This window comes from Pseudazoarcus sp. NS36, assembly GCF_059703705.1.
Genome location: NZ_BAAKJA010000001.1, coordinates 74,919 through 100,626, shown reverse-complemented (window position 1 = coordinate 100,626; position 25,708 = coordinate 74,919). Strand labels below are relative to the sequence as shown.

Sequence of the window (25,708 nt, the reverse complement as noted above, 5' to 3'; positions counted from 1 at the left end):
AATGTCTGAATGATGATGTCGTCATGCGTGCGGCCATCATCCTGTTCCTTTTTGGCGTGCTTGCCTTGCAGTGGTCGCCGACCCTGCCGGGTCATGACCTGCTGCTCACGATCACGATTCTATGTGCTGGCGCGGTTGCGGGGGGCGTGTTCCTGTCACGCGGCTGGAGACTGTCGCTGCTGCTGGGGGCTGCATTCTCCGCGGGATTTGCATGGGCGGCATGGCGGGCCGAGTGGCGGTTGGCCGACAGTCTGCCGATGGTGGCCGAGGCGCGTGACGTTTCGGTGACCGGCGTTATCGATGGGCTGCCACAGCGTCTGGAAGGTGGCGCGTGGCGTTTTGTGCTGGCCGTCGAAGCGGCCGACGCACCGGTGCCCGCCCGCATCCAGCTGGGCTGGTACGCTTTTCGCGGCCGGGGGGATGTGCCGGAAACCCTGCGGCCGGGCGAGCGTCACGCGCTGGTCGTGCGCCTCAAGCGCCCGCACGGTTTCAGCAACCCCGGCGGCTTCGATTACGAGGCTTGGCTGCTCGAGCGTGGCATCCGCGCGACCGGCTATGTGCGGGACGATCCCGGCAACCGCCGTGTCGATGCCTTCGTGCCCGGCTTCCTGAACGCCGTGCATCGGGTGCGCGACGATCTGCGCCACCGTTTTGACGCAACGCTGGGAGATCGCCCCTACGCGGGCATCCTGACGGCGCTGGCAATCGGCGATCAGCGGGCCATTACGCAGGCGCAGTGGGAGGTGTTCCGGCGCACAGCGGTCGGGCATCTCGTCGCGATCTCGGGCCTGCATGTTTCGCTCGTGGCGCTGGCGGTCGGTGGTCTGGTCGGGTGGATCTGGCGCAGGGTACCGCGCCTCGTCCTGCGCGTGCCGGCACGTCGCATTGCGGTGCTTTCGGGGCTGTTCGCGGCAAGCGCCTATGCTTTGCTCGCCGGACTCGGTCTGCCGACGCAGCGCGCGCTGATCATGCTCGCGGTGGCAGCCTTTGCCATTGCGCAAGGGCGCCAGTCCGAACCGACCAGAGTGCTGGCGCTGGCCATGCTCTGCGTCTTGCTGATCGACCCCTGGGCCGTGCTGTCGGCCGGTTTCTGGCTGTCTTTCGGTGCGGTGGCCGTCATCGTGCTGGTGGCTTGCGGGCGCCTGGCAAGCGAGGGCGTGTGGCGTGGCGCCGTGCGCATCCAGCTTGCGATCACGCTGGTGCTGGCCCCGGTGCTGTTCATGCTGTTCGGCGCCTTCTCGCTGGCCGGACCGCTGGCCAACGCTTTGGCGATTCCCTTGGTGAGCTTCGTCATCGCGCCGCTGGTGCTGCTGGCCATCGTGCTGCCATGGCCCTGGCTGCTCGAAGCCGCGCATGCCGTGACCAGCATGATGATGAGCGCACTGAGCTGGCTGGCCGGGCAGCCGTGGGCGTTGTGGCATGGCCCGCAGGTGCCGCTGTTGCTGATCCTGTGCGCCCTGATCGGCGCCGTGTGGGTGTTGATGCCGCGCGGTACGCCTGCGCGTGCGGCGGGTGCCTTGGCCATTGTGCCGCTGTTGGTGTGGGCGCCGCAGCGTCCGGAGCCGGGCGCGTTTCGCGCAAACGTGCTGGATGTGGGGCAGGGGCTGGCAGTCCATGTGCAGACGGCCACGCATGACGTGCTGTACGACGCCGGGCCGGGCTATGGGCCGGAAGCGGATGCCGGCGGGCGAGTGCTTGTGCCGTATCTGCGCGCGCTGGGCGTGCAGCGGCTGGATGCGATGGTGCTCTCGCACGGCGACAACGACCACATCGGCGGCGCGCTGACGGTGCTGGCGGCGATGCCGGTGACGCGGATCTGGTCCGGGCTGGGAAGCGACAACGTGAAGCTCGGCCCCTTGCCGGTCGGGCCTGCCGCGTGTCTGGCCGGAGCCTCGTGGAATGTTGACGGGGTGCGTTTCGACTTCATCCATCCGGCGAATAGCGATGCCGTGGGCCGCAAGCGAAACGAGCAGTCCTGTGTGCTGCGGGTGAGCTCGCGCTACGGCAGCCTGCTCCTGCCCGGCGACATCGGCGCGCCGAGCGAACACACGCTGGTCGCCCGTGAGCCTGAAGCCTTGCGGGCAGACGTGATCGTTGCGCCGCACCACGGCAGTCGCGGTTCCTCCACGCCAAGGTTGGTGGAGGCGGTGGGCGCTGCGCATGTCATTCACCCGGTCGGCAACCTGAATACCCACCGGCATCCGCACCCGGATGTGTGGTCGCGCTGGGCGCGCGCAGGAGCGCGCAACTGGCGCACCGACGGCCAGGGCGCCGTGCTGGTGTCCTTCGCTGCCCAGGGGTTGCGGGTGGAGGCGTGGCGCGAGCAGGCGCCACGCTATTGGCACGGCAGGTAGCGGGGCAGACCCCGGCTACTTGCTGCCGATGGGCTTGAAGTTGATCGACGCCGAGTTGATGCAGTAGCGCAGGCCGGTCGGGCGCGGGCCGTCCTCGAAGACGTGGCCCAGATGCGCACCGCACTGTTCGCACAGCACTTCGGTGCGGATCATGCCGTGGCTGATGTCGCGGTCTTCCTCGACGTTCTGCGGCGCTGACGGGATCCAGAAACTCGGCCAGCCGCAGCCAGCGTCGAACTTGTGCTCGGAGTGGAACAGCGGGGCATCGCAGCATACGCAGCGGTACTCACCCTTTTCCCAGTGGTTCCAGTATTTGCCCGAGAACGAGAACTCCGTGCCCTTGTGGCGTGTGACGCGGAATTGCTCAGGGTCCAGTTGCTCGGCCCATTCGGCTTCGCTCTTTTCGATCTTGCGGCTCATGAAGTGCTCCGTTCAATGCAGGTGGCGAGGAGTCTGTTCACCGTGCCCGTCCGGCATTTCGGCGTGCACGACTTCACCGTCGGCGGACGGGTACATCGGCGCGCCGCAGTCGTCGCAGAATTCCAGCGGGAAGCGGTGGTCGAGGAAAATGACGTCGCCGACGCCGCAATCACGCAATACCGCCTCGATCTGTGACGGGATGTCGGACTGGTCATCTTCCGCGCCTAGCAGCGGCCACACCACGCCGTGCACGACCGTGTCGTCATCGCGCCGCGCAAAACCGATGCGGTATTCCTCAAGATCGCGGTCGTGGAAGGGCGCAATGACGGCGCGCAGATTGGTGGCCGGCGTTTCCAGTTCGGCACCGAGGAAGGCCACCGAGGCGCGAATCGCATAGGGTCGGCTCTCGCGGTCGGCCTCGCGGCTGGCGGCGAAGTAGGCCTCCGGCAGCACGACTTCGGTGGCGCAACCGGGCAGCAGCGGGGCCAGGCTGGCGCCGCCCTGGCTGCGCCAGCGGTCGAGTGCGTCGTCGCGGCTGGCGCCGGGTTCCTGCCAGCTGAAGAAGGGCTTGCCCTTCGGTACTGCGATGGCGGCCAGCAGATAGCGCGTGTCGGACAGGAAGTGTGCCGTTTCCGGCATGCCTTCCGTTTCGATGTGCAGCGTGCCGGCGCTCAGCGCGGCCTTGCCGATGGCGTCGGCGAACTCGCTGGTGGCGCAATAGCCTCGCGGCAGCTGGTCGGGACTGAAGAGGTAGTCGGCCAGCGCGAGTTTTGCGTCCGAGGCGAGGATGTGGGCCTGCAGGTGCACACGCAGATTGGCGAGTACGGCCGGCGGGATGGTGCTCGACGGGATGCGGAAGCGCGACCACGCGAGGATCGGTGCGCCGATCAGCAGGACTTCATGACCCTCGTCGAGCGCCATGGCGGTTTCGGTGCGCGACTCGATGAAGTCGGCGAGCTCTTCGTAGCCGCGAGCGTCCTTGGCGTAGAGCTGGTCGAGTGCGACGTTGAGGGCTTCTTCGTCGTGATCGGCAATGAGCCGGTCGACGTTCTCGACGAGCTGGTGTTCCCAGTAGCGATCTTCGGCGAGGCTGCCGGACTCGGCCAGACCGGTGGCCAACCAGATCAGGTGTTCGGTGTCGCGGCTGAGGCCGCCGCGGCGTTTGGGTCGTGTTCTTGTCATGATGTCCTTCGTGTTGCCCGCCAGGCGGGCGCAATGCGCTACGGTCGGTTGTCGGAATTACCAGGCGTGGCCTTCCAGTCCGATGGCTTGCAGGATGGTAGCGGAGATTTCCTCGATGGATTTCGTGGTCGAGTCGATCCACGGAATGTTCTCGCGCCGCATCAGTTTCTGCGCTGCAGCAATTTCATGCATGCAGTTGTTGAGGGAGGCGTAGTGGCTGCCGGGACGGCGTTCTTCGCGGATCAGCGAGAGGCGTTCGGGCGCGATGTTGAGGCCGAACAGCTTGCCACGCTGGGCCTCGATTGCGCGGGGAAGGCGGTTGCGCTCGAAGTCTTCGGGAATCAGCGGGTAGTTGGCGGCTTTGACGCCAAACTGCATCGCGAGGTAAAGACTGGTCGGCGTCTTGCCGGAGCGCGATACGCCAACCAGAATGACATCGGCTGCGTCGAGTTCTCCGTCGGACGACACGCCGTCGTCGTGGGCCATTGCGTAGTTGATGGCCTCGATGCGCGCCTGGTAGTTGCCGCTGCCGGTGATGGCGTGGGAAAGCCCCGCAGTATGCGAGGCACGCATGTCGAGTTCGGTTTCGAGCGGGCCGATGAAGCGGTCGAAAAGGTCGATGTACAGCGCGTCGGCAACGCGCAGCGCGTCGACGATATTGGGATCGACCAGCGTGCTGAACACGATGGGCCGCACGCCGTCACGCTCGGCTGCCGCGCGGATCTGGGTTACGCAGGCGGCGGCGCGGTCGCGATCCGTCACGAACGGAATGCGTACGCCGTGCACCTTGGCGTCCGGAAACTGCGTGAGAAGGCTGTGGCCCAAGGTCTCGGCCGTGATGCCGGTGCTGCCCGAGATGAAGAAGGCGGTGCGCTTGGTGGGGTTTGCCATCGATCGGCTCAAAAAAATTGACCTAGGTCAATAAGGAAGACTACCGTACTGCGCTGCAACAAATCTGAATAGAATCCGCGCCAACTGGCACTTTGTCCAACCGCAAGCGAGGAAGTCTACATGACCCGCTACGTCATCCCCTTCAACGAGCTGCGCATGACTGACGTCGAACAGGTCGGCGGCAAGAACGCGTCCCTGGGGGAAATGATCAGTCAGCTGCCCGACAGTGTACGCGTGCCGGGCGGTTTTGCGACCACGGCGCAGGCCTATCGCGACTTTCTCGCCCATCAGGGGCTGGCCGAGCGCATCCGCGCGCGGCTGGCCACGCTGGACGTGGATGATGTGGTGGAGCTGGCCAAGGTCGGCGCCGAGATCCGCGGCTGGATCGTCGATACGCCGTTTCCGGAACGTCTGGAGCAGGAAATCCACGCCGCCTACGAGGCGCTTACCTCCGACGGCGAGGGCAGCTTCGCGGTGCGCTCCTCGGCCACGGCTGAAGACCTGCCGGACGCGTCCTTTGCCGGTCAGCAGGAAACCTTCCTGAACATCCACGGCTACGAGCAGATCCTGCACGCCATGAAAGAGGTGTTTGCGTCGCTCTACAACGATCGTGCCATTGCCTATCGCGTGCACAAGGATTTTGCGCATGACGTGGTGGCGCTGTCGGCCGGCGTGCAACGCATGGTGCGTTCAGACACTGGCGCTTCCGGTGTGATGTTCACCATCGACACCGAATCGGGCTTCAAGGAAGTGGTGTTCATCACCGCCTCGTATGGCTTGGGCGAGACGGTGGTGCAGGGCGCGGTAAACCCGGACGAGTTCTATGTGCACAAGCCCAAGCTGGCCGAAGGCAAGCCGGCCATCGTGCGTCGCAGCCTGGGTTCCAAGCTGATCAAGATGGAGTTCACCGATGCCCGTGAGGCGGGCAAATCGGTGCGCACCATCGACGTTCCGGATGCAGACCGCAACCGCTTCTCGCTGTCCGACGCCGATGTGCTGGAGCTGGCCCGCTACGCCGTGATCATCGAGCAGCACTACGGCCGCCCGATGGACATCGAGTGGGGCAAGGACGGCGAGGATGGCAAGCTCTACATCCTGCAGGCCCGCCCTGAGACGGTGAAGTCGCAGGCTTCTGCGCATGTCCTGGAGAAGTACCGGCTCAAGCAGTACGGCAAGGCGCTGACGCACGGCCGCGCAATCGGCCAGAAGATCGGCGCCGGCACCGTGCGTGTGGTGGCTAGTGCCGCCGAGATGAGCCGCGTGCAGGCTGGCGACGTGCTGGTTACCGACATGACCGACCCGAACTGGGAGCCGGTCATGAAGCGCGCCGCGGCCATCGTCACCAACCGTGGCGGGCGCACCTGCCACGCCGCGATCATTGCCCGCGAGCTGGGCATCCCGGCCATTGTCGGCTGCGGCAACGCGACCGAAGTGCTGGAGGAGGGCGCGGAGGTCACGATTTCCTGCGCCGAGGGCGATACCGGCTATGTGTACCGCGGCAAGCTCGACTTCGAGGTCATCACCACCGACACCGGCAGCCTGCCCGACATCCCGCTCAAGATCACGATGAACGTGGGTAACCCGGAGCTGGCTTTCGAGTTTGCGCAGATTCCGAACCACGGTGTGGGCTTGGCGCGGCTGGAGTTCGTCATCAACAACATGATCGGCATCCACCCCAAAGCCATCCTCGACATCGACCGTGTGCCGGCCAGCCTGCGCGAAGAGATCCAGCGCCGCTCGCGTGGCTATGCCAGTCCGCGTCAGTTCTACATCGACAAGCTGGCCGAAGGCATCGCCACCATCGCTGCGGCGTTCTGGCCCAAGGCGGTGATCGTGCGCACCTCGGACTTCAAGTCCAACGAGTATCGCAAGCTGCTCGGCGGTGACATTTATGAGCCCGAGGAAGAGAACGCCATGCTCGGCTTCCGTGGGGCCTCGCGCTATATCGCTCAGACCTTCCGCGACTGCTTCGAGATGGAGTGCGCCGCCTTGAAGAAGGTGCGCAACGAGATGGGCCTGACCAACGTCGAGATCATGATTCCCTTCGTGCGTACGCTGGGCGAAGCCGATGCGGTCATCGAACTACTTGCCGAGCATGGCATCGAGCGCGGCAAGGACGGTCTCAGGCTGGTGATGATGTGCGAGATCCCCTCCAACGCGCTGCAGGCCGACGCCTTCCTCGAGCGTTTCGACGGCTTCTCGATCGGCTCCAACGACCTGACCCAGCTCACGCTCGGGCTGGATCGCGACTCCGGACTGGTCGCGCATGCCTTCGACGAGCGCGACCCGGCCGTGAAGATGCTGCTGTCGATGGCCATCCGTGCCTGCAACAAGGCCGACAAATATGTGGGCATCTGCGGGCAGGGGCCATCCGACCATCCGGACTTCGCAGAATGGTTGATGGATGAAGGCATTCGCAGTCTTTCGCTGAACCCCGATACGGTTGTCGATACCTGGCTTGCATTGGCGGCCCATCGCAAGCATTGAGCGTTGCAGATGTCCCGCAACCGGGCGCCCAGGCGCCTGGTTGCGGCCTGCCCGGGGTGTTTGCTGCTGTCATTCGAAACCTCCCGCAATAATTGCGCTTGTAACCCCTCCAATTGCAAGTGTTAGACTGCGGCACTATTGTTGCGGCAGAGGCCGGTTCGCACGAATCGACATGCCGTTTCACTGTCCGAATACATTGGGTCGAATGACTCCGCAGTTATCCATGGAGGGCGTGGGTGGCTTTTGTAATCCACTCTGAAGGCTCGCTGGCCACCTCGCGTGCGCGCTCGATGAGCATGCGCTCCGCTGTCGCGATCCTGCTGCTGGGCACGTTGATGCTGCTGGCTGCCGGAATTGCCATCGGCTATGGCGTCAGCCGCATGTCTTCCATGTCCGCGCCGCACTTTGTGGATGCATCGAATCCGGCGTCCAGCCTGACAGGCGAGTCTTCCTCCGAGAACCGGATACTGATCGATCGGATCGGGGAGCTGACCGGCCGTATGGCCCAGCTCGAAACGGAGGCGCGTGATCTGGCCTTCCGTGTGGGCATCCTCAAGGAAATGGAAGAGCGCACCAGTGCTGCAGACGCCGCACGTGAAGGGCGCCTGGCCAAGACGCAGCCCGGTAAGCCGTCCGGTGGCCCCTTGCTGAATCCCGAAGCGCCTGATTTCGACGAAGCCACCTCCATGATCGGTCCCGGTGCCTCGGGCCGTGATGACCTGAGCAATGTCGAAGGCGGTCTGGAACGGCTCTCTGCCCTGATGGATGAGCTCGACCAGAGCGTGGTGGCGCTCAATCTTGCCCACATGGCCCGTCCCGGGCGCGAGCCGGTGCGGGATCGTCCGGTGGTGTCCTCTTTCGGCAACCGAATCGACCCGTTTACCCGCAAGCGTGCCTTTCACAGCGGCATCGACTATCCCGCGCCGACCGGCACCCCGATCTATGCCAGCGCCGGCGGTCGGGTGATCTTCGCAGGCTATCGCGCTCAGTACGGTCGCACGGTCGAGATTGATCACGGTGGCGGTCTCGTTACCCGCTACGCGCATGCTTCGGCTGTTCTGGTCAAGGTCGGGCAGGTCGTGATGCCGGAAGAGCAGATTGCACGTATCGGCAGTACCGGCCGCTCCACGGGGCCGCATCTGCACTTCGAAATTCTTCGCGGTGGTCGCTTTGTCGATCCCAAGGTCTACCTCGCACAGTTCCGCACGATCTGATTGGCGATGCATTCCCGATCCAATACCGCAAACCGTCACCTCACTACCGGCAAGTTCGTTCTTGCGACGCCCGGTCAAGGCAAGGTCGGCGTATTCCGTTTCCTGAAGATATTCGTGGTTTCGGCGTTGATCGGAGCCGGTGGCCTGTACTACCTGTCGCAGGGCACTGCGATGCTGCCGTTTGATGCGCGCATTTCCGAAATTGAGGAAGAGCTCGCACGCACGCGCGCGGAGTTGCAGTCTGCACGGATGGACCTTGAGATTTCTCTGGTCACGCGTACCGAGCTGGAGCGTCAGCTTGCCGTGCTCAACGAGCAGCACAAGCAGATGCGTGAGGAACTCGAATTCGTACGATCAGCGACCGGCCAGGGGCAAGGTCGCTGATTTCGCCGCAACGGGGGTAACAGATGTTCGGCAAGAAAAAGAAGGGCGGTATCGAGGTCAGCAAGCTGTCCAGCCTGATCGCCGACAATCTTCACATCGTCGGCGATGTGCATTTTTCGGGTGGCCTGCGCATTGATGGTCATGTCGAAGGCAACGTCTTCGGCAAGCCCGGTACCAAGGGGCTGTTGGTGCTCAGCGAGAAGGGCATCATCACCGGGAAGGTGCATACCTACGACGCCGTGATCAACGGCAACATCACCGGTGATCTGGAGGTCGAGCATTTCGCCGAGCTGCAGATCAGCGCCAACGTGGTGGGCAACGTCCGTTATCGCCAGTTGCAGATGGACTGCGGTTCCACTGTCGAGGGCAAGCTGGTGCGCATTTACGAAGATGCGGCAGAGCGTGCCGCGGCGCGGGTCGAGGTGCCTCCGCCGCCGGTACGTCCGGCCCCGGCGCCGATGCCAATGCGCGGCGAACCGCCTTTGCCTTCCGCCACGAGTGCCGAGGCGCGTGCTCCGGTCGCGCCGCGTCCGGCCTCTCCGGCTCCGGCTGTGCCGCGTCCGGACGCGCCGACTGCTGCAACATCGCTCGACAAGGACAAGGCCACCGTATCGCGCTGACGCGTTCTGCCGTTGTCACCAGCCAGGCGGCGGATGGAAGGGGGTGGGGTCGGTTATAATGCGACCCTTTCCAGGGCAGGTCGGTATTCCTGCTCCAACCCCTCTCCGATAGCATGTCCATGGCCGAAATCCTCAAGCTGCGCGGTAGCGCGGCGTTGTCTCCCGCCCGTCTTGCACGACTTCAGCCTGAACTCGCCGGGCGGCTTCCTTCGGCCCGCTCGGTCGTTGCTCTCCACTGGTATTTCGTTGAACTGACCGCGCCGCTGTCGGATGCCGAGCGCGTGCGTCTGATCGATCTGCTCGGGGCCGATGCGGTTGCCGACAGTACTTCCGACCCCATGCTGCTGGTCGTGCCGCGTCTGGGCACGATCTCGCCGTGGTCGTCCAAGGCCACCGACATCGCGCACCAGTGCGGTTTCGACAAGATCGTGCGCATCGAGCGCGGTACGGCCTGGTTTTTCGCAGGGTTCAAGTCGCTCGCCGAACGTGATCGCGCCGCGCTCGCGCCGCTACTGCACGACCGCATGACCGAATCGGTGCTGGCCGGCTTCGATGAGGTCGCAGCGCTGTTCCATCACTACGAGCCACAACCGCTGACCACGGTCGGTGTGATCAAGGGTGGCCGTGCTGCGCTGGTGGCCGCCAATACCGAGCTGGGTCTTGCGCTGTCGGACGACGAGATCGACTACCTGGTCGACAACTTCACGCGCATCCAGCGCGACCCGACCGACGTCGAACTGATGATGTTCGCGCAGGCCAACTCGGAACACTGCCGCCACAAGATCTTCAATGCCGACTGGGTGATTGATGGTCAGGCCATGGGCAAGACGCTGTTCGGCATGATCCGCGAGACGCACAAGGCGCACCCGGAAGGTACGGTGGTGGCCTATTCCGACAACGCTTCGATCATCGAGGGCGCCGAGGGTGACCGCCTGTACCCGGACGCGGACGGGCGCTGGGCCTACCACCGTGAGCTGACGCACATCCTGACCAAGGTCGAGACGCACAACCACCCGACGGCCATTTCGCCGTTTCCGGGCGCGTCCACCGGCGCGGGTGGCGAGATTCGCGACGAGGGTGCTACCGGTCGTGGCTCGCGCCCCAAGGCCGGCCTGACCGGCTTCTCGGTGTCGAATCTGAACATTCCCGATTTCGTCCAGCCGTGGGAAGCAGCCTACGGCAAGCCCGAGCGCATCGCTTCGGCGCTGGACATCATGATCGAAGGCCCGCTCGGCGGCGCTGCCTTCAACAACGAATTCGGCCGCCCGAACCTGGCGGGCTATTTCCGTACCTTCGAACAGACGGTCGAGGGCGAGGTGCGTGGCTATCACAAGCCGATCATGATCGCCGGTGGTCTGGGCAACATTCAGGCCGAGCAGTCCTTCAAGATCGAATTCGCGCCCGGCACGCTGCTGATCCAGCTCGGTGGCCCCGGCATGCTGATCGGTCTGGGCGGCGGTGCGGCTTCCAGTATGGCAACCGGCACCAACACCGCGGATCTCGACTTCGCCTCGGTGCAGCGCGGCAACCCGGAGATCGAGCGCCGCTGTCAGGAAGTCATCGACGCCTGCTGGCAGCAGGGTGAGAGCAACCCGATCCTGGCCATTCACGACGTCGGCGCGGGCGGCTTGTCGAATGCCATGCCGGAGCTCGCGGACTCGGCGCATCTCGGCGCGCGTTTCGAACTGCGTGAGGTGCACATCGAAGAGCCGGGCATGAGCCCGCGCGAAATCTGGAGCAACGAGTCGCAAGAGCGCTATGTGCTGGCCATCGCGCCGGAGCGTCTGGCCGATTTCCGCGCCATCTGCGAACGCGAGCGCTGCCCCTTCGCGGTGCTGGGCGAGGCTACCGACGACGGTCATCTGACCGTCACCGACCGCCATTTCGGCAACAAGCCGGTCGACATGGAAATGCAGGTGCTGCTCGGCAAGCCGCCGAAGATGACGCGTGAGGTATCCCGCCGCGCGGCGCATCTGCCCCCGTTTGACCTGACCGACATCGATCTGCGTGAGGCTGCCTTGCGCGTGCTGCGCCTGCCGGCGGTGGCGAGCAAGAACTTCCTGATCACCATTGGCGACCGCTCGGTCGGCGGGCTGACGGCACGCGACCAGATGGTCGGCCCGTGGCAGATTCCGGTCGCGGATGTGGCCGTCACGTCGCTGGATTTTCACGGCTACAAGGGTGAAGCCTTCGCCATGGGCGAGCGCACGCCGCTGGCCTGCCTCGACGCACCGGCCTCCGGCCGCATGGCGGTGGGCGAGGCCGTGACCAATATTGCCGCGGCCGATATTGCCGATCTGGGCAAGGTCAAGCTGTCCGCCAACTGGATGGCCGCAGCCGGCCACAAGGGCGAAGACGCGCGTCTGTTCGATACCGTCGCCACCGTGTCGCGCTTCTGCCAGGACGCCGGCTTGTCGATTCCGGTCGGCAAGGATTCGCTGTCAATGCGCACCGCCTGGAACGAGAACGGTGCCGACAAACAGGTTGTTTCGCCGCTGTCGCTGATCGTCACGTCGTTTGCCGCGGTCGAGGATGTGCGCCGCACGCTGACGCCGCAACTCAAGCTCGAAGACGGCGTAGAGACCGAACTGCTGTTGATTGACCTCGGTGACGGAGCCAACCGCCTCGGCGGCTCGGCGCTGGCGCAGGTGTATCGCTCGGTTGCCGAGAATGCACCGGATATCAGCGCGCAGAGCCTCAAGGCCTTCTTTGGCGCCATCCAGTTGCTGCGCCGGGACGATCTGCTGCTGGCCTATCACGACCGCAGTGACGGCGGCCTGTTCGCCACGCTGTGCGAGATGGCTTTCGCGTCGAAGTGCGGCCTGTCGGTCGTGCTCGATACCGTGTGCTACGACGCCGGCGCCAACGATGTCGATGGCCTCGACAAGCATCCTGACACCCTCAAGGGGCGCTTCAACGACCGGATCTTTGCGGGTTTGTTCGCCGAAGAACTCGGTGCCGTCGTGCAGATTCGCCGTGCCGACCGCTCGCGCGTCGCCAGCGTGTTGCGCGACGCCGGACTGGCCTGCCACTTCATCGGCGAGCCCAATGACCTGGATGCCATTCGCGTGCGCCGCAACGCCAAACTGGTATTCGAGGCGCCGCGTGTCGAGCTGCTGCAGGCCTGGTCCGAGACCAGTCACCGCATTGCCGGCTTGCGCGACGATGCCGATTGCGTGCGCGAAGAGTTCGAGGCGCTGGCCGATGTCGCCGACCCCGGCCTGTCGGTGGTGCTCAGCTACGACCCGGCGCAGGACGTCGCCGCTCCGATGATTGCTGCCGGCAGCCGGCCGAGGATTGCCGTGCTGCGCGAGCAGGGCGTCAATTCGCAGGTCGAGATGGCCGCCGCTTTCGAGCGCGCCGGCTTCGCGCCCTACGACGTGCATATGTCCGACCTGCAGGCCGGCCGCTACAAGCTGGAGGACTTCCACGGACTCGCAGCCTGCGGCGGTTTCTCGTATGGCGACGTGCTCGGAGCGGGGCAGGGCTGGGCCAAGTCCGTCCTGTTCAACCCGGCGCTGCGCGCCTCGTTCGAGGCCTTTTTCGGGCGTGACGACACCTTTGCGCTGGGCGTTTGCAATGGCTGCCAGATGATGGCGCACCTGGCCGAAATCATTCCCGGCGCTCAACACTGGCCGACCTTCCAGCGCAACCGCAGTGAGCAGTTCGAGGCGCGCTTCGTGATGACCGAGATCGTCGACAACCCGTCGATCCTGTTTGCGGGCATGGCCGGCAGCCGCATGCCCATCGTCGTGAGTCATGGCGAGGGCCGCGCCGCGTTCGCCTCTGACGCGGATCGTGCTGCGGCGCTGACTGCACTGCGCTACGTCGATAATCGCGGCGCGGTCGCCACGCGCTACCCGGCCAACCCCAACGGCTCGCCCGATGGCCTGGCGGGTTGTACCACGCCCGATGGACGTTTCACGATCATGATGCCGCACCCCGAGCGCAGCTTCCGCACGGTACAGATGAGTTGGGCGCCGGAGTCGCTGGGCGAGGATTCGCCGTGGGCACGCATGTTCCGCAATGCCCGCGTATGGCTTGACTAATTTATGCGAAATGTAAGCAAGCGGATCGGTTTGTAAGCCCCGCCCTTAAACGGTTTGCACGTCGGTAGACTGCAGACTCGCTAACAACAAGGAGCGAGTAATGCGAAACCAAACCCGCGTTCTGCCGATGCTGCTGACCATCCCGTTTTTCGTCCTGGTCGGCTGCTCGGAGCCTGGGCCGGCGGAGAAGACCGGTGAGACCATCGACAAGGCGGTCGAGGACGTTCGTGACAAGCTCGATCCCCAGGGGCCTGCCGAGAATGCCGGCGAGAAGGTCGATGACGCTGTCGATAGCATGAAGAATGCTCTGGACAACGATGGCCCGGCCGAAAATGCCGGTGAGAAAATCGACGACGCTGTTGAGGGCGCGAAGGACAACAACTAACAGGAGGCGCCAATGCTCGGATGGACATTGATCTTCCTGGGTGTAGCGCTCGTAGCCGGTCTGCTTGGTTTTACCGGCATTGCCGGAACCGCTGCAGGGATCGCCAAGGTGTTGTTTTTCATCTTCCTGATCCTGTTCGTGGTGTCCTTGCTGACTGGCCAGAGCGTCGTACCCTGATCCAACTTCAATGAAAAAGCCCGCGCCCGGCTTGACCGGGCGCGGGCTTTTTGTGCTTGCAGCATGGCGCCCGCATTCGGTTAGAATGCCTCGGTCCCGTGCTTGATTCGTAGCCATGCGCCGTTTCGTCTCCCTGCAACGCTCGGTATCCCGGTTGGTCATCCTCGTGATGCTGGCCGCGGCGTTGTTTCCGGCGCTGGGCCATGCATTCACGTCCGGCAAAGGGGCCGCTGACTGGATCGAGGTGTGCACCGTCGGTGGCGTTGAGGTTCGCAATGTCGCTGCCGGCGACTCCGTGCCTTCCTCGCCGGCGTTGCTGGTCGAACACTGTCCGTACTGCCTTGTGTCGTCGCCTGACGATGCGCTTCCCGTTGCTTCCGCTGCGGCCGTCGTTCCGGCCGGCGTTTTCGACACGGCCTTTCCCCCGCTGATCTCCACCGGTACTTCATTTTCGAACTGGCCTGCCGCGCACCCCCGCGCACCCCCCGCAGCCTCCTGAAGTCACCGGGCCCGCCTGCGGGCCGACGCTTTCCCCTGATTCCCGCTGTCATGGCTGTTCGTGCGCTTTGCGCGCGGCCATACGCGTACGCGTTTCAACTGTCGTGAGGTCACCACCATGAAGAAGCTGTTTGTCCTTTCTGCTTTTGCCTTCGTCCTGCCGTTTTCCGTCCATGCACATGATCCGGCCCACGCGCACGCCGCGGTGCAGGTTGCCGATCCGTGGGTGCGTGCAACCGTCCCGCAGCAGCGTGCGACGGGGGCCTTCATGACCCTGACTGCAAAGAGTGATGCGCGCCTCGTCGGCGTTGCCTCGCCGGCAGCCAAGGTGGTCGAGGTGCATGAGATGACGATGAGTGCCGACAACGTCATGCGCATGCGCGCCATCGAAGGGCTCGACCTGCCGGCTGGCCAGCCGGTGGAGCTCAAGTCGGGCGGCTACCACGTGATGCTGATTGACCTCTCCGCGCAGGTGAAGGAGGGCGATCGTGTGCCGCTGACGCTGACAGTCGAGACGGCCGACGGCAAACGCGAGTCCATCGCAGTCGAGGCAGAGGCTCGCACCCTAACGCACGGGCATGGCGCGGCCGGTGGTCATAAGCACCACTGACACGCTACACGCGCCTTGAGCGTCCACGCATGCTGACCATGCTCCCCTTCGGTCGTCGACGCTGCGTCGCCTGGCTGGTGGCGCTGACCGTCGTGTTCGGCGCGCTGCTACCTGCTTTTGCGGCGGCAGCAGCGCGCGGGCCGGGGGGTGAGGTATGGCTGGAGATCTGCACGGCGTACGGTATCCAGCGCGTTGCCGCGGATGCGGATGCATCAGGTGACGAGACTCCGTCGCGCGGGGAAACCTGCGACTGGTGCCGCCTGCAGAACGTAGTACCTGCGATTCTTGCCTTGCCGCCCACAGTATGTTCTCCGTGGGTGCGATGTCTTTCCACAGCGCTTCATCTCGGCTCTGTACTGCCTGAACACACATCGGACTGGCAGCCGGCCAGCCCTCGCGCGCCACCCGCGCGCTCCTGACGTCTTTTCCGCATTTCCCGTTTTGCCGACGCATCGCGTTCGGCCGTCATCGCATGCCCGTTCTCTCCCCGTGTGACGGATATGAGGCGGTCGTAGCAGGTGTCGATGCGTCGGTTTTTTTACGTGCAGTCAGGAAGCAAAGGCCTGGAACGTGGCGCCCGTGTGCCCCCCGGCCCTTGCGCGAGGATCAGTCAGATGAAGAATTTTTTCTGGGTCGCGTTGGCAAGCAGCGCGGCGTTTGCAGTGCCGGCCGCCGCGCAGGACCAGGCACCGCTCACGCAACTCGACAGCGTGGTGGTTACGGCGACAGGGCAGGAGTCGGCCGTGCGCGATGTGCAGGCCAGTGTCGAGGTGCTCGACCGTACTCGCCTTGAGCGCTATGGCGACGGCAATGTGCCGCAGGCGCTCAAGCACGCCGCTGGCGTACAGGCCTCCAATGGCGGGGCGACAGGCGATATCGCCATCCGCGGTTTCAACCGCAATCACACGCTGATGCTGGTGGATGGCTTTCGCCGCACCAACAACTACGGCAGTAACAATCCGGCGCAGATCTCGTTCTTCGATGCCGAGCGTATCGAGATCGTTCGTGGGCCGCTGTCGTCCCTGTATGGCTCGGAGGCGCTGGGTGGCGTGGTGAACGTGATCACGCGCCATCCGGGCAAGAATCCCGGTGCCACCGTGTTTGTTACGGCTGGCGCGGCCGAGGGTAGTCGCGACACGCTCACCAGCGGCGTCAATGTGCGTACCGGCGACGCCACGCTGGGCCACAGCTTCACGCTTGAACAGAACTACCGCGATGCGCTGCGTCATCGTGGTTCGGTGTCCGACGACAAGCCGCGCTTGCGCAACTGGGCCGGTAGTTATCGCGGTCGTTGGAGCCCGGATGCCATACAAAGTCTGAGTTGGGCCGTCGAGGTGTTTGACCGCGACGGGCGTACCGATGTCGATGACCCGGCTGGCGACTACGCCCGTATCGAGGACGAGCGTCGTCATTTTGGCAGCATCGATTACCGTCGGCAGCTTGGCGAAGGCGAGCTGGTGCTGCGCGCAAGTGTCGGACGCAGCAAGGGCGAAACCACGCGCAGCTACCCTACGGTTGAGAAAACCGATTACCGCCAATACCAGGGCGATGCGGTGTATCACTTCTCGCCGCATGACGCGCATCTGGTGTCGATCGGCGCGGGTGCGCTGCTAGACGAGCTGGATGTGAGCATCAACAGCGATGAGGCCAGCCGCAGCAACCGTTTCGCGCTGGTGCAGGATCAATGGCAGATCAATCCGCACTGGCAACTGGTCGCCGGCGTGCGCGTGGATGAATTCGATGACTTTGGTAGCACCGTCAACCCGCGCGTTTCGTTGGGCTGGAGCGATGGGCCGTGGAGCGCCCGCGTCGGTTACGGCACGGGTTTCCGCGCGCCGTCTCTGCTTGAGCAGTACGCCAGTTTCGTGCGTGGCGGGCGCTCGCTGATCCGCGGCAATCCCGATCTCGATCCGGAAGAGTCCACCACCTGGGAGGCAATGCTGCGCCGCGAGTTTGCGCGAGGCCATGTGGAGCTGACGCTGCACCGCAACCGCATCGATCAGCTGATCGAGTCGATCACTACGGGCGAGCGCGTCGGCACCTGCCCGGGCTCGTCCTGCCTCTCAGTCATCGAGTACCAGAACGTCAACAAAGCCAAGATCGACGGTGCGGAGCTGCAGGCCTTGTGGCAGTTCAGCCCGAACTGGTCGCTCGGCGGGGGACTGGACCTGATCAACGCACGCAACTCGGAAACTGGCGAGCGGCTGACTGGGCGTGCCAAGCGCACCTGGCGGCTTGAATTGATCCACTCGCGTGGTCCACTCGAAGTCGCGGTGCGGGCTCGCTACCTGCAGGACTACCTCGCCACCGGCATCGACGCGCCACGCGGCAGTCCGCCGTACAACACCGACCTGACACGCGTCGACTTGGGCGTGACCTATGCCTGGAGCAAGAGCGTGAAGCTCGTGGCCGGTATCGAGAATGTCTTTGACCAGCGTGACCCGAGCAACTTCACCGTCACCTCGACGGGCACCCATAGCAACGACCCCGATGCCCGCTACGGCTACGTCGGTGCGCGGATTGAATTCTGAGGAGAACGGACATGAGCAGGATCATTCCGATTGTGAGCGAACTACCGAGCGCGCCGCGGCAGATGGGCAGGGCGGCGAATCTTACGCAGTGGCCGGTGCTCGGCTACCTCTTGCGACGTGGCTGGCTGATGACCGGGCTGCGCGTACTCACGCTGGGGCTGCTGGCGCTCGCCATCGTCACCGGTCTCGTAGCGGAGGATGCTAAGGTCGGTCTCAGTGTGTTGCTGATGTGGGGGGTGTTCTGGCCGTTGTTCACGAGTGTCGTCACGCCAACGCTGGGCAATGCCTTCTGCTCGGTCTGCCCGCATGGTTTCGTCGGTAAATGGCTCAGTCGTATCGGCCTGCGCCGCAGTTTCCCGACGCGCTGGCGGGGCATCTGGGTCGGCCTGGTGGCGCTGGTGCTGGGCTACTGGGTGATTTCCTATGCCATGCCGGGTGCCTTGAGCAGTTCCACGCGCACCACGGCCTGGTACTTCCTGGGCTTCACCGTTGCGGCTTTTGGCGTGTTCTACGTGTTCAAGGACATGGCCTGGTGCAAGCATCTGTGTCCGCTCGGGCGGGTGCTGGCAAGCCATGGCAGGGTCGGGGTGCTGGTCATCACCACCGAGCAAGAGGCCTGCACCCAGTGTCGCAGCTTCGATTGCGCCAAGGCTTGCAGCTACCACCTGTCGCCATTCCGCTTCGAGGCGCGCAACGACATGGGCTCGTGCACACTGTGTGCCGACTGCGTGACAGCTTGCGATAGCGCTCATCTGACGGTGCAGAAACCCGGCAAGACCATGGCTCGTCCGATCCTCGGGCAGGATCGCCATGAGGCCTGGCTGTTCATCGTCATTCTTGCGGTGGCGGGGGTGGGTATCCAGTTCCTGCACGGTCTGCAGCACACACCGCTCAAGCCCCATCTCCCGTGGTTGCTGGCGGGCGACTGGCTGCATGCCCGATTGCCGCTGGATCCCCAGGTGTTCGACATCGGTCGGCTGCTGGCGCTGGTGTCCGGTCTGGTGCTGACCGTGGCGACTGCTCTCTGGGCGTATGGTCGCGTGGCACGCCTCACCGGTACTGACTGGCGAACCAGCGCCAACACTTTGGCCTGTGCGCTGGCACCGCTGGCCGTGCTTGGCTTGATCCCGCATGCGGTGCTGATGTTTGCCACGCGCAATGCTCATGTGCTCGCCAACGAAAGCGGTGCCTTGTTCGGTGCGGTGTGGAACGTCGCGCCGCTGGCCCAGAGAGGCGACGCTTGGTTGGCATGGCTCAATGTGCTGCCGTATCTGGCGATGGCGTGGACGCTGTGGCTGGTGTGGCAACGTGCCGGTCTATTGGTCGAGGCGGGGCGGGCACGCTGGCAGGTGTGGGCCATCGGCGGTGCGCCGGTGTGGCTGTACATCGGCGTGTTCGCGATCAAGCTCGCCGCGATGGTGTGGATGCCGCAAGTCGGTGGGCACGTGCACTGAGTCGACGTAAATGAAAAACGGGGCGCCTTGGCGCCCCGTTTTCTTTGCGTCTCCGATCAGCGCTTGCGCGGTGCCGGCAGGTCGGTGCAGCTGCCGTGGGCCACCTCGGCCGCCAGGCCGATGGATTCGCCCAGCGTCGGGTGCGGGTGGATGGTCTTGCCGATATCCACTGCGTCCGCGCCCATTTCGACCGCCAGACACACCTCGCCGATCAGGTCACCGGCGTGTGTGCCGACAATCGCGCCGCCGATGATGCGGTGCGTGTTCTTGTCGAACAGCAGCTTGGTGAAGCCTTCGTCGCGGCCGTTGGCAATCGCGCGGCCCGATGCGGCCCAAGGGAACACGGCCTTCTCGTACTCGATGCCCTTGGCCTTGGCCTCGAGCTCGGTCAGACCGGCCCATGCTACTTCCGGGTCGGTGTAAGCCACCGACGGGATCTGCAGCACATCGAAGCTCGACTTCTGGCCGGCCGCGACTTCCGCCGCCACATGCCCTTCATGCACCGCCTTGTGCGCCAGCATCGGCTGACCGACGATGTCGCCGATGGCAAAGATGTGGCTCACGTTGGTGCGCATCTGGTTGTCGACTTCGATGAAGCCGCGCTCGGTGACCGCCACGCCGGCCTTGTCGGCGGCAATCTTGCCGCCGTTCGGGCTGCGGCCTACCGCGACCAGCACCAGGTCGTAGCATTGGGCTTCAGCCGGAGCCTTCTCGCCCTCGAACTTGACCCAGATACCGTCTTTCTTGGCTTCGGCCGAGACCGTCTTGGTCTTGAGCATCACGTTGTCGAAGCGGGGCGCATTGACCTTCTCCCACACCTTGACCAGATCGCGGTCGGCACCCTGCATCAGGCCGTCGAGCATCTCGACGACGTCGATGCGCGCGCCCAGCGTGGAATACACCGTGGCCATCTCCAGCCCGATGATGCCACCGCCGATTACCAGCATGCGCTTGGGCACAGACTTCAGTTCCAGCGCGCCGGTGGAGTCCACCACGCGCGGGTCTTGCGGCATGAAGGGCAGTTTCACCGCCTGACTGCCGGCGGCAATGATGCATTGCTTGAACTTGATGACCTTCTTGTCGCCGGTCTTGTCCTGCCCGTCGCCGCTGGTGAGTTCGACCGAGACGTGGTTCGGATCGAGGAAGGCCCCGTAGCCGCGCACGACCTCAACCTTGCGGCCCTTGGCCATGCCGGCCAGGCCGCCGGTCAGCTTGCCGACCACTCTTTCCTTGTGGCCGCGCAGCTTGTCGATGTCGAGCTTGGGCTTGGCGTAGGTCACGCCCAGGTCGGCAAAGTGGCTGACTTCGTCCATCACCCCGGCCACGTGCAGCAGCGCCTTGGACGGAATGCAGCCGACGTTCAGGCATACGCCGCCGAGCGTCGGGTAACGCTCGACGATGACGGTCTTGAGGCCCAGATCGGCGGCGCGGAAAGCGGCCGAGTACCCACCGGGTCCGGCGCCGAGCACCAGCACATCGCATTCGATGTCGGCGCTGCCGGAATGGCTGGCCGCGGTGGGTGCAGGTGCTGCCGCGGCTGGTGCCGGAGCCTCGGCTTTGGGAGCCGGGGCAGACGGCGCGGCAGCAGATTCACCTGCTGCCTCCAGTTCCAGCAACACGCTGCCTTCGGCAACCTTGTCGCCGACCTTGATCAGCACCTTCTTCACCGTTCCGGCTTCCGGCGACGGCACGTCCATGGTGGCCTTGTCGGATTCCAGCGTGCAGATCGCGTCTTCTTTCTTGAGCGTGTCGCCCGCCTTCACGAACAGCTCGATGACCGGCACGGAGTCGAAATCGCCAATGTCCGGGACCTTCACTTCAATCATTGCCATGAGGGGCTCCCGGTCAGATCAGCGTGCGACGCATGTCGGCCAGCGCCTTGCTGATGTAGTCGATGAAGCGCGTGCCTTCGGCACCGTCGATGACACGGTGGTCATACGACAGCGACAGCGGAAGCACCTGACGCGGAACGAATTTCTCGCCGTCCCACAGCGGCTTGATGCTGAGCTTGGACAGGCCGAGGATGGCCACTTCCGGCGCGTTGATGAGCGGCGTGAAGTAGGTGCCGCCGATGCCGCCGAGGCTGGAGATCGAGAAGGTGCCGCCCTGCATGTCGGCTGAGCCGAGCTTGCCGTCGCGCGCCTTCTTGGACAGCTCCGCCATTTCCAGCGCGATCTCGGTGACGCTCTTCTGGTCGGCGTTCTTGATCACCGGCACGACCAGGCCGTTCTCTGTGTCCGCCGCGAAACCGATGTTGAAGTACTTCTTGAATACCAGATTGTCGCCGTCGAGCGAGGTGTTGAACTGCGGGTACTTCTTCAGCGCAGCGACGCAGGCCTTGATGACGAAGGCCAGCATCGTGTAGCGCACGCCGGAGGCCTTGGCTTCGCGCGTTTCGTTGAGTTCCTTGCGCAGCGCTTCGAGTTCGGTCACATCCGTCTCGTCATACTGCGTGACGTGCGGGATCATCACCCAGTTGCGGTGCAGGTTGGCGCCCGAGATCTTCTTGATGCGCTTCATCGGCTGCACGTCGACCTCACCGAACTTGGCGAAATCGACCTTCGGCCACGGCAGCAGGTCGAGCCCGCCGCCACCACCGCCGGCCACAGCGGCCGGAGCCGGCGTCTTGCCCGGCACGACGCCGGTGGTCATGGCGCCCTTGATGTAGGCGATGACGTCTTCACGCAGGATGCGATTCTTGTCGCCGGTGGCCTTCACTTGCGAGAGGTCGACGCCCAGTTCGCGGGCGTAGGCGCGCACCGACGGGCTGGCGTGTACCGTGCCACCGATCTTGACCGGGGTCGGGGTGTTTGCGGCGGCAGCAGGTGCTGCTGCGGGAGCCGCGGCAGGTGCTGCCTGTGGGGCAGCGGCGGGGGCGGCTGCAGGTGCCGGAGCGGCAGGTGCGGCAGTCTGGGTCGGCGCGCTGGCGGCAGCGCCGGCCTCTTCGACCTTGATCAGCACCGTGCCTTCGGCCACCTTGCTGCCGACCTTGACCAGCACTTCCTTGATCACGCCGGAGGCCGAGGAGGGCACGTCCATCGTGGCCTTGTCGGATTCGAGCGTGCAGATCGCGTCTTCTTTCTTGATGGTGTCGCCGACTTTCACGAACAGCTCGATGACCGGCACTTCGTCAAAGTCGCCGATGTCGGGCACCTTGACCTCGACGATGCCGCCAGTGCTGGCCGGTGCCGAGGTTTTCTCAGCCGCCGCCGGGGCCGCGGCAGGCGCGGCCGGAGCAGGCGCCGCAGCCTTGCTTTCGGCGGGCTTGGCGGCTTCGGCGCCCGCCGCTTCAAGCTTGATCAGCACCGAACCCTCGGCCACCTTGCTGCCGACCTTGATCAGCACTTCCTTGACCACACCCGAGGCCGACGAGGGCACGTCCATCGTGGCCTTGTCGGACTCGAGCGTGCAGATGGCGTCTTCTTCCTTGATCGTGTCGCCAACCTTCACGAACAGTTCGATGACCGGGACCTCGTCGAAATCGCCGATGTCCGGAACCTTCACTTCAATCAACTGGCTCATCGCGGCGTTCTCCTCAAACCGTCATCGGGTTGGGTTTGTTCGGGTCGAGGTCGTACTTCTTGATGGCCTCGGCAACCTTGGCGGCTTCGATGGTGCCATCGTCGGCCAGTGCTTTGAGCGCGGCGACGGTGACCCAGTAGCGGTTGACCTCGAAGAAGTGACGCAGCTTCTCGCGCGTGTCCGAGCGGCCGAAACCGTCGGTGCCCAGCACCGTGTAGCGGCCCGGCACATAGGGGCGGATCTGCTCGGCGAACAGCTTGATGTAGTCGGTGGCAGCGATGACCGGGCCCTTGACGCCTTCGAGGCAGCTCTCGACATGCGACTTCTTCTGCTTGTCGGTCGGGTGCAGCAGGTTCCAGCGCGCGGTGGCCTGACCGTCGCGGGCCAGCTCGTTGAAGCTCGGGCAGCCCCAGATGTCGGATTCGACGCCCCAGTCCTTCTTGAGCAGTTCGGCGGCGGCGATGACTTCGTTGAAGATCGTGCCGGAGCCCAGCAGCTGCACGCGCGGGCCCTTGCCCTTGCCACCCTTGCGGAAGGCGTACATGCCCTTGAGGATGTCCTTCTCGGCGCCTTTCGGCATCTCGGGATGTTCGTAGTTCTCGTTCATCACCGTGAGGTAGTAGAAGACGTCTTCCTGCTCGGCGAACATGCGACGCATGCCGTCCTGCACGATGACAGCGACTTCGTACTGGAAGGTCGGGTCGTAAGTGACGCAGTTCGGGATGGCGCCGGCGAGGATCTGGCTGTGGCCGTCCTCGTGCTGCAGACCTTCGCCGTTGAGCGTGGTGCGGCCAGCCGTGCCGCCGATCAGGAAGCCGCGGGTGCGCTGGTCGCCAGCGGCCCAGCACAGGTCCATGGTGCGCTGCAGGCCGAACATCGAATAGAAGATGTAGAACGGCACCATCTGCACGCCGTGCACGCTGTAGGCGGTGCCGGCGGCGATCCAGTCCGACATCGAGCCGGCTTCGTTGATGCCTTCCTGCAGCACCTGGCCGTCGACGCTTTCCTTGTAGAACATCAGCTGGTCGTGGTCTTCCGGCAGGTACTTCTGGCCTTCCTGACTCCAGATGCCGTACTGGCGGAACATGCCTTCCATGCCGAAGGTGCGCGATTCGTCCGGCACGATGGGCACGATGTGCTTGCCGATCTGCTTGTCACGCAGCAGCGTGTTCATGATGCGCACGATGGCCATCGTGGTGGACAGTTCGCGGCCTTCACCCGAAGCCTTCAGCAGTGCGTCGAAGGCATCCAGTGCCGGCACCGGCAGCGCATCGGCGCTGCGGCGGCGTTGCGGCAGGAAGCCGCCGAGGTTCTGCCGGCGCTCGAGCATGTACTTGTACTCGGGCGAGTCTTCGGCGAACTTCAGGTAGGGGATCTTTTCGAGCTGATCGTCCGGCACCGGCAGGTCGAAGCGGTCGCGGAAGCGACGGATCGCGTCGACGTCCATCTTCTTCTGCTGGTGCGAGATGTTCATCGCCTCGCCGGCAGAGCCCATGCCGAAGCCCTTGATGGTCTTGGCAAGGATCACGGTCGGTTGGCCGACGTTGTTCACGGCGGCGTTGTAGGCCGCGAAGATCTTGAACAGGTCGTGGCCGCCGCGGTTGAGGTTCCAGATTTCCTGGTCGGTCCAGTCTTCCACCAGCGCCTTGAGTTCCGGCGTGTTGAAGAAGTGCTCGCGCACGTAGGCGCCGTCCTTGGACTTGTAGGTCTGGTACTCGCCGTCGACCACTTCCAGCATGCGGCGCTTGAGGATGCCGTCCTTGTCACGCGCAAACAGCGTGTCCCAGTGCGTGCCCCACACCACCTTGAGCACGTTCCAGCCGGCACCGCGGAACTCGCCTTCGAGTTCCTGGATGATCTTGCCGTTGCCGCGCACCGGGCCGTCCAGGCGCTGCAGGTTGCAGTTGATGACGAAGATCAGGTTGTCGAGCTTCTCGCGCGCGGCCATGCCGATGGCGCCGAGCGATTCGACTTCGTCCGTCTCGCCGTCGCCGAGGAAGGCCCAGACCTTGCGCTTGGCTGCGCGTTCGGCGTCGATCAGGCCGCGGCTGGCCATGTACTTCATGAAGCGCGCCTGATAGATCGCCTGAATCGGGCCCAGACCCATCGACACGGTCGGGAACTGCCAGAAATCCGGCATCAGCCAGGGGTGCGGGTAGGACGAGATGCCCTTGCCGTCGACTTCCTGGCGGAAATTGTCCATCTGCTCTTCGTTGAAACGGCCCAGCATGTAGGCGCGGGCGTACACACCCGGCACGGCGTGGCCCTGGAAGAAAATCAGGTCGCCGTCGTGCTTGCCGTTCGGAGCGTTCCAGAAATGCGAAAAGCCGACGTCGTAGAGTGCGGCGGCAGAAGCAAAACTGGCGATATGGCCGCCGACGTTGGTGTGCTTGTTCGCGCGCACCACCATCGCCATGGCGTTCCAGCGGATATACGAGTGGATCTTCAGTTCCATGTCCGCATCACCCGGATACGGCGGCTGGAGATCGACTGGAATGGTGTTGAGGTACTGCGTGTTGGCCGAGTAGGGGATGTCGGCGCCGTGCTGCTGCGCAGAGTCGATCAGACGTTCGATCAGGTAGTGCGCGCGCTCGGGGCCTTCAGCGGCGATTACGCCGTCGAGTGCTTCGAGCCACTCGGAGGTTTCCTGCGTATCGGGGTCGGTTTGCAGGAAAACGTTCTGCTTGGCGGTCATGGATTGTCTCCTCATGCCGTTCTGTTTTGCGGACTCGGCCCTGATCGGGCCAAGCGTTGTTCTGCGAATGGTCGGTCGGGTAGGTCGACCCTTCTTGTGTTTCGTAATATAAAACGATGTTTCGTAAGGCGCAATCGTGCGCCGCAGCATTCCCCGAGAGGCCTTGCAAGCGTAGGGGAAAAACCCGATTCCGTCCAAGACGCCCGGCTGCCACACTGAAACTCCAACAATGCTT

General features: G+C 64.4%; 19 protein-coding genes. 13 read left to right on the top strand and 6 right to left on the bottom strand.

Annotated features, from left to right (window positions below; all coding sequences use genetic code 11):
• Window positions 1–23: 23 nt before the first annotated feature.
• Window positions 24–2,354: a DNA internalization-related competence protein ComEC/Rec2 gene (locus tag AC6H0R_RS00450; RefSeq protein WP_497579372.1), complete on the top strand. Its 2,331-nt coding sequence runs from the start codon at window positions 24–26 to the stop codon at window positions 2,352–2,354.
• Window positions 2,355–2,369: 15 nt separating this feature from the next.
• Here AC6H0R_RS00450 and msrB read toward each other — a convergent pair whose 3' ends face one another.
• Genes msrB through ppsR form a run of 3 tightly spaced genes read right to left on the bottom strand, consistent with a single transcriptional unit; the run spans window position 2,370 to window position 4,847 of the window.
• A complete protein-coding gene (gene msrB, locus AC6H0R_RS00445) occupies window positions 2,370–2,774 on the bottom strand; it encodes a peptide-methionine (R)-S-oxide reductase MsrB (RefSeq protein ID WP_497579371.1) in 405 nt (134 codons plus the stop codon).
• 12 nt (window positions 2,775–2,786) lie between these two features.
• On the bottom strand, window positions 2,787–3,956 hold the full coding sequence (locus tag AC6H0R_RS00440; protein ID WP_497579370.1) for a DUF2863 family protein: 1,170 nt from the start codon (window positions 3,954–3,956) through the stop codon (window positions 2,787–2,789).
• Window positions 3,957–4,013: 57 nt separating this feature from the next.
• Window positions 4,014–4,847 carry a posphoenolpyruvate synthetase regulatory kinase/phosphorylase PpsR gene (gene ppsR, locus AC6H0R_RS00435; RefSeq protein WP_497579369.1) on the bottom strand — a complete coding sequence of 278 codons (834 nt, stop codon included), beginning with the start codon at window positions 4,845–4,847 and terminating at the stop codon, window positions 4,014–4,016.
• 120 nt (window positions 4,848–4,967) lie between these two features.
• Between ppsR and ppsA the strand changes: the two genes are divergently transcribed.
• The 12 genes from ppsA to AC6H0R_RS00375 all read left to right on the top strand — a co-directional run bounded on the left by ppsA (window position 4,968) and on the right by AC6H0R_RS00375 (window position 19,256).
• Window positions 4,968–7,334 (top strand): phosphoenolpyruvate synthase, encoded by a 2,367-nt coding sequence (gene ppsA, locus AC6H0R_RS00430; protein WP_497579368.1) that lies wholly within the window; start codon window positions 4,968–4,970, stop codon window positions 7,332–7,334.
• A 236-nt stretch (window positions 7,335–7,570) separates the two neighbouring features.
• Window positions 7,571–8,548 (top strand): M23 family metallopeptidase, encoded by a 978-nt coding sequence (locus AC6H0R_RS00425; RefSeq protein WP_497579367.1) that lies wholly within the window; start codon window positions 7,571–7,573, stop codon window positions 8,546–8,548.
• Between the two features lie 6 nt (window positions 8,549–8,554).
• Complete coding sequence (locus AC6H0R_RS00420; RefSeq protein ID WP_497579366.1) at window positions 8,555–8,932, top strand: hypothetical protein; 378 nt, start codon at window positions 8,555–8,557, stop codon at window positions 8,930–8,932.
• Window positions 8,933–8,955: 23 nt separating this feature from the next.
• Window positions 8,956–9,552, top strand: coding sequence for a bactofilin family protein (locus tag AC6H0R_RS00415; protein WP_497579365.1), 597 nt, complete (start codon window positions 8,956–8,958; stop codon window positions 9,550–9,552).
• A gap of 119 nt (window positions 9,553–9,671) precedes the next feature.
• The gene (gene purL, locus AC6H0R_RS00410) at window positions 9,672–13,601 is read left to right on the top strand and encodes a phosphoribosylformylglycinamidine synthase (protein ID WP_497579864.1); all 3,930 of its coding nucleotides are present in this window, start codon (window positions 9,672–9,674) and stop codon (window positions 13,599–13,601) included.
• 100 nt (window positions 13,602–13,701) lie between these two features.
• On the top strand, window positions 13,702–13,986 hold the full coding sequence (locus tag AC6H0R_RS00405) for a hypothetical protein (protein ID WP_497579364.1): 285 nt from the start codon (window positions 13,702–13,704) through the stop codon (window positions 13,984–13,986).
• 12 nt (window positions 13,987–13,998) lie between these two features.
• The gene (locus AC6H0R_RS00400; RefSeq protein WP_497579363.1) at window positions 13,999–14,163 is read left to right on the top strand and encodes a DUF1328 domain-containing protein; all 165 of its coding nucleotides are present in this window, start codon (window positions 13,999–14,001) and stop codon (window positions 14,161–14,163) included.
• Window positions 14,164–14,278: 115 nt separating this feature from the next.
• A complete protein-coding gene (locus AC6H0R_RS00395) occupies window positions 14,279–14,662 on the top strand; it encodes a DUF2946 family protein (protein WP_497579362.1) in 384 nt (127 codons plus the stop codon).
• 117 nt (window positions 14,663–14,779) lie between these two features.
• Entirely contained in the window at window positions 14,780–15,271 is a 492-nt protein-coding gene (locus AC6H0R_RS00390; protein WP_497579361.1) for a copper chaperone PCu(A)C, read from the top strand.
• A gap of 29 nt (window positions 15,272–15,300) precedes the next feature.
• Window positions 15,301–15,690, top strand: coding sequence for a DUF2946 family protein (locus tag AC6H0R_RS00385; RefSeq protein WP_497579360.1), 390 nt, complete (start codon window positions 15,301–15,303; stop codon window positions 15,688–15,690).
• A gap of 195 nt (window positions 15,691–15,885) precedes the next feature.
• On the top strand, window positions 15,886–17,802 hold the full coding sequence (locus tag AC6H0R_RS00380) for a TonB-dependent receptor plug domain-containing protein (protein ID WP_497579359.1): 1,917 nt from the start codon (window positions 15,886–15,888) through the stop codon (window positions 17,800–17,802).
• An 11-nt stretch (window positions 17,803–17,813) separates the two neighbouring features.
• A complete protein-coding gene (locus AC6H0R_RS00375; RefSeq protein WP_497579358.1) occupies window positions 17,814–19,256 on the top strand; it encodes a 4Fe-4S binding protein in 1,443 nt (480 codons plus the stop codon).
• A gap of 56 nt (window positions 19,257–19,312) precedes the next feature.
• On the opposite strand, the gene lpdA is transcribed toward AC6H0R_RS00375, so the two are convergent.
• From lpdA to aceE, 3 genes are read right to left on the bottom strand one after another with little or no spacing between them, the layout of a single operon-like run.
• Complete coding sequence (gene lpdA, locus AC6H0R_RS00370) at window positions 19,313–21,088, bottom strand: dihydrolipoyl dehydrogenase (protein WP_497579357.1); 1,776 nt, start codon at window positions 21,086–21,088, stop codon at window positions 19,313–19,315.
• Between the two features lie 13 nt (window positions 21,089–21,101).
• A complete protein-coding gene (gene aceF / locus AC6H0R_RS00365) occupies window positions 21,102–22,778 on the bottom strand; it encodes a dihydrolipoyllysine-residue acetyltransferase (protein ID WP_497579356.1) in 1,677 nt (558 codons plus the stop codon).
• A 13-nt stretch (window positions 22,779–22,791) separates the two neighbouring features.
• A complete protein-coding gene (gene aceE, locus AC6H0R_RS00360; protein ID WP_497579355.1) occupies window positions 22,792–25,473 on the bottom strand; it encodes a pyruvate dehydrogenase (acetyl-transferring), homodimeric type in 2,682 nt (893 codons plus the stop codon).
• Window positions 25,474–25,708 lie beyond the last annotated feature (235 nt).

Bases quoted from the DNA above. Each gene is read 5' to 3' on its own strand.
- AC6H0R_RS00450 (WP_497579372.1), top strand. From the start codon at position 24: ATGCGTGCGGCCATCATCCTGTTCCTTTTTGGCGTGCTTGCCTTGCAG.
- msrB (WP_497579371.1), bottom strand. From the start codon at position 2,774: ATGAGCCGCAAGATCGAAAAGAGCGAAGCCGAATGGGCCGAGCAACTG.
- AC6H0R_RS00440 (WP_497579370.1), bottom strand. From the start codon at position 3,956: ATGACAAGAACACGACCCAAACGCCGCGGCGGCCTCAGCCGCGACACC.
- ppsR (WP_497579369.1), bottom strand. From the start codon at position 4,847: ATGGCAAACCCCACCAAGCGCACCGCCTTCTTCATCTCGGGCAGCACC.
- ppsA (WP_497579368.1), top strand. From the start codon at position 4,968: ATGACCCGCTACGTCATCCCCTTCAACGAGCTGCGCATGACTGACGTC.
- AC6H0R_RS00420 (WP_497579366.1), top strand. From the start codon at position 8,555: ATGCATTCCCGATCCAATACCGCAAACCGTCACCTCACTACCGGCAAG.
- AC6H0R_RS00415 (WP_497579365.1), top strand. From the start codon at position 8,956: ATGTTCGGCAAGAAAAAGAAGGGCGGTATCGAGGTCAGCAAGCTGTCC.
- purL (WP_497579864.1), top strand. From the start codon at position 9,672: ATGGCCGAAATCCTCAAGCTGCGCGGTAGCGCGGCGTTGTCTCCCGCC.
- AC6H0R_RS00405 (WP_497579364.1), top strand. From the start codon at position 13,702: ATGCGAAACCAAACCCGCGTTCTGCCGATGCTGCTGACCATCCCGTTT.
- AC6H0R_RS00400 (WP_497579363.1), top strand. From the start codon at position 13,999: ATGCTCGGATGGACATTGATCTTCCTGGGTGTAGCGCTCGTAGCCGGT.
- AC6H0R_RS00395 (WP_497579362.1), top strand. From the start codon at position 14,279: ATGCGCCGTTTCGTCTCCCTGCAACGCTCGGTATCCCGGTTGGTCATC.
- AC6H0R_RS00390 (WP_497579361.1), top strand. From the start codon at position 14,780: ATGAAGAAGCTGTTTGTCCTTTCTGCTTTTGCCTTCGTCCTGCCGTTT.
- AC6H0R_RS00385 (WP_497579360.1), top strand. From the start codon at position 15,301: ATGCTGACCATGCTCCCCTTCGGTCGTCGACGCTGCGTCGCCTGGCTG.
- AC6H0R_RS00380 (WP_497579359.1), top strand. From the start codon at position 15,886: ATGAAGAATTTTTTCTGGGTCGCGTTGGCAAGCAGCGCGGCGTTTGCA.
- AC6H0R_RS00375 (WP_497579358.1), top strand. From the start codon at position 17,814: ATGAGCAGGATCATTCCGATTGTGAGCGAACTACCGAGCGCGCCGCGG.
- lpdA (WP_497579357.1), bottom strand. From the start codon at position 21,088: ATGGCAATGATTGAAGTGAAGGTCCCGGACATTGGCGATTTCGACTCC.
- aceF (WP_497579356.1), bottom strand. From the start codon at position 22,778: ATGAGCCAGTTGATTGAAGTGAAGGTTCCGGACATCGGCGATTTCGAC.
- aceE (WP_497579355.1), bottom strand. From the start codon at position 25,473: ATGACCGCCAAGCAGAACGTTTTCCTGCAAACCGACCCCGATACGCAG.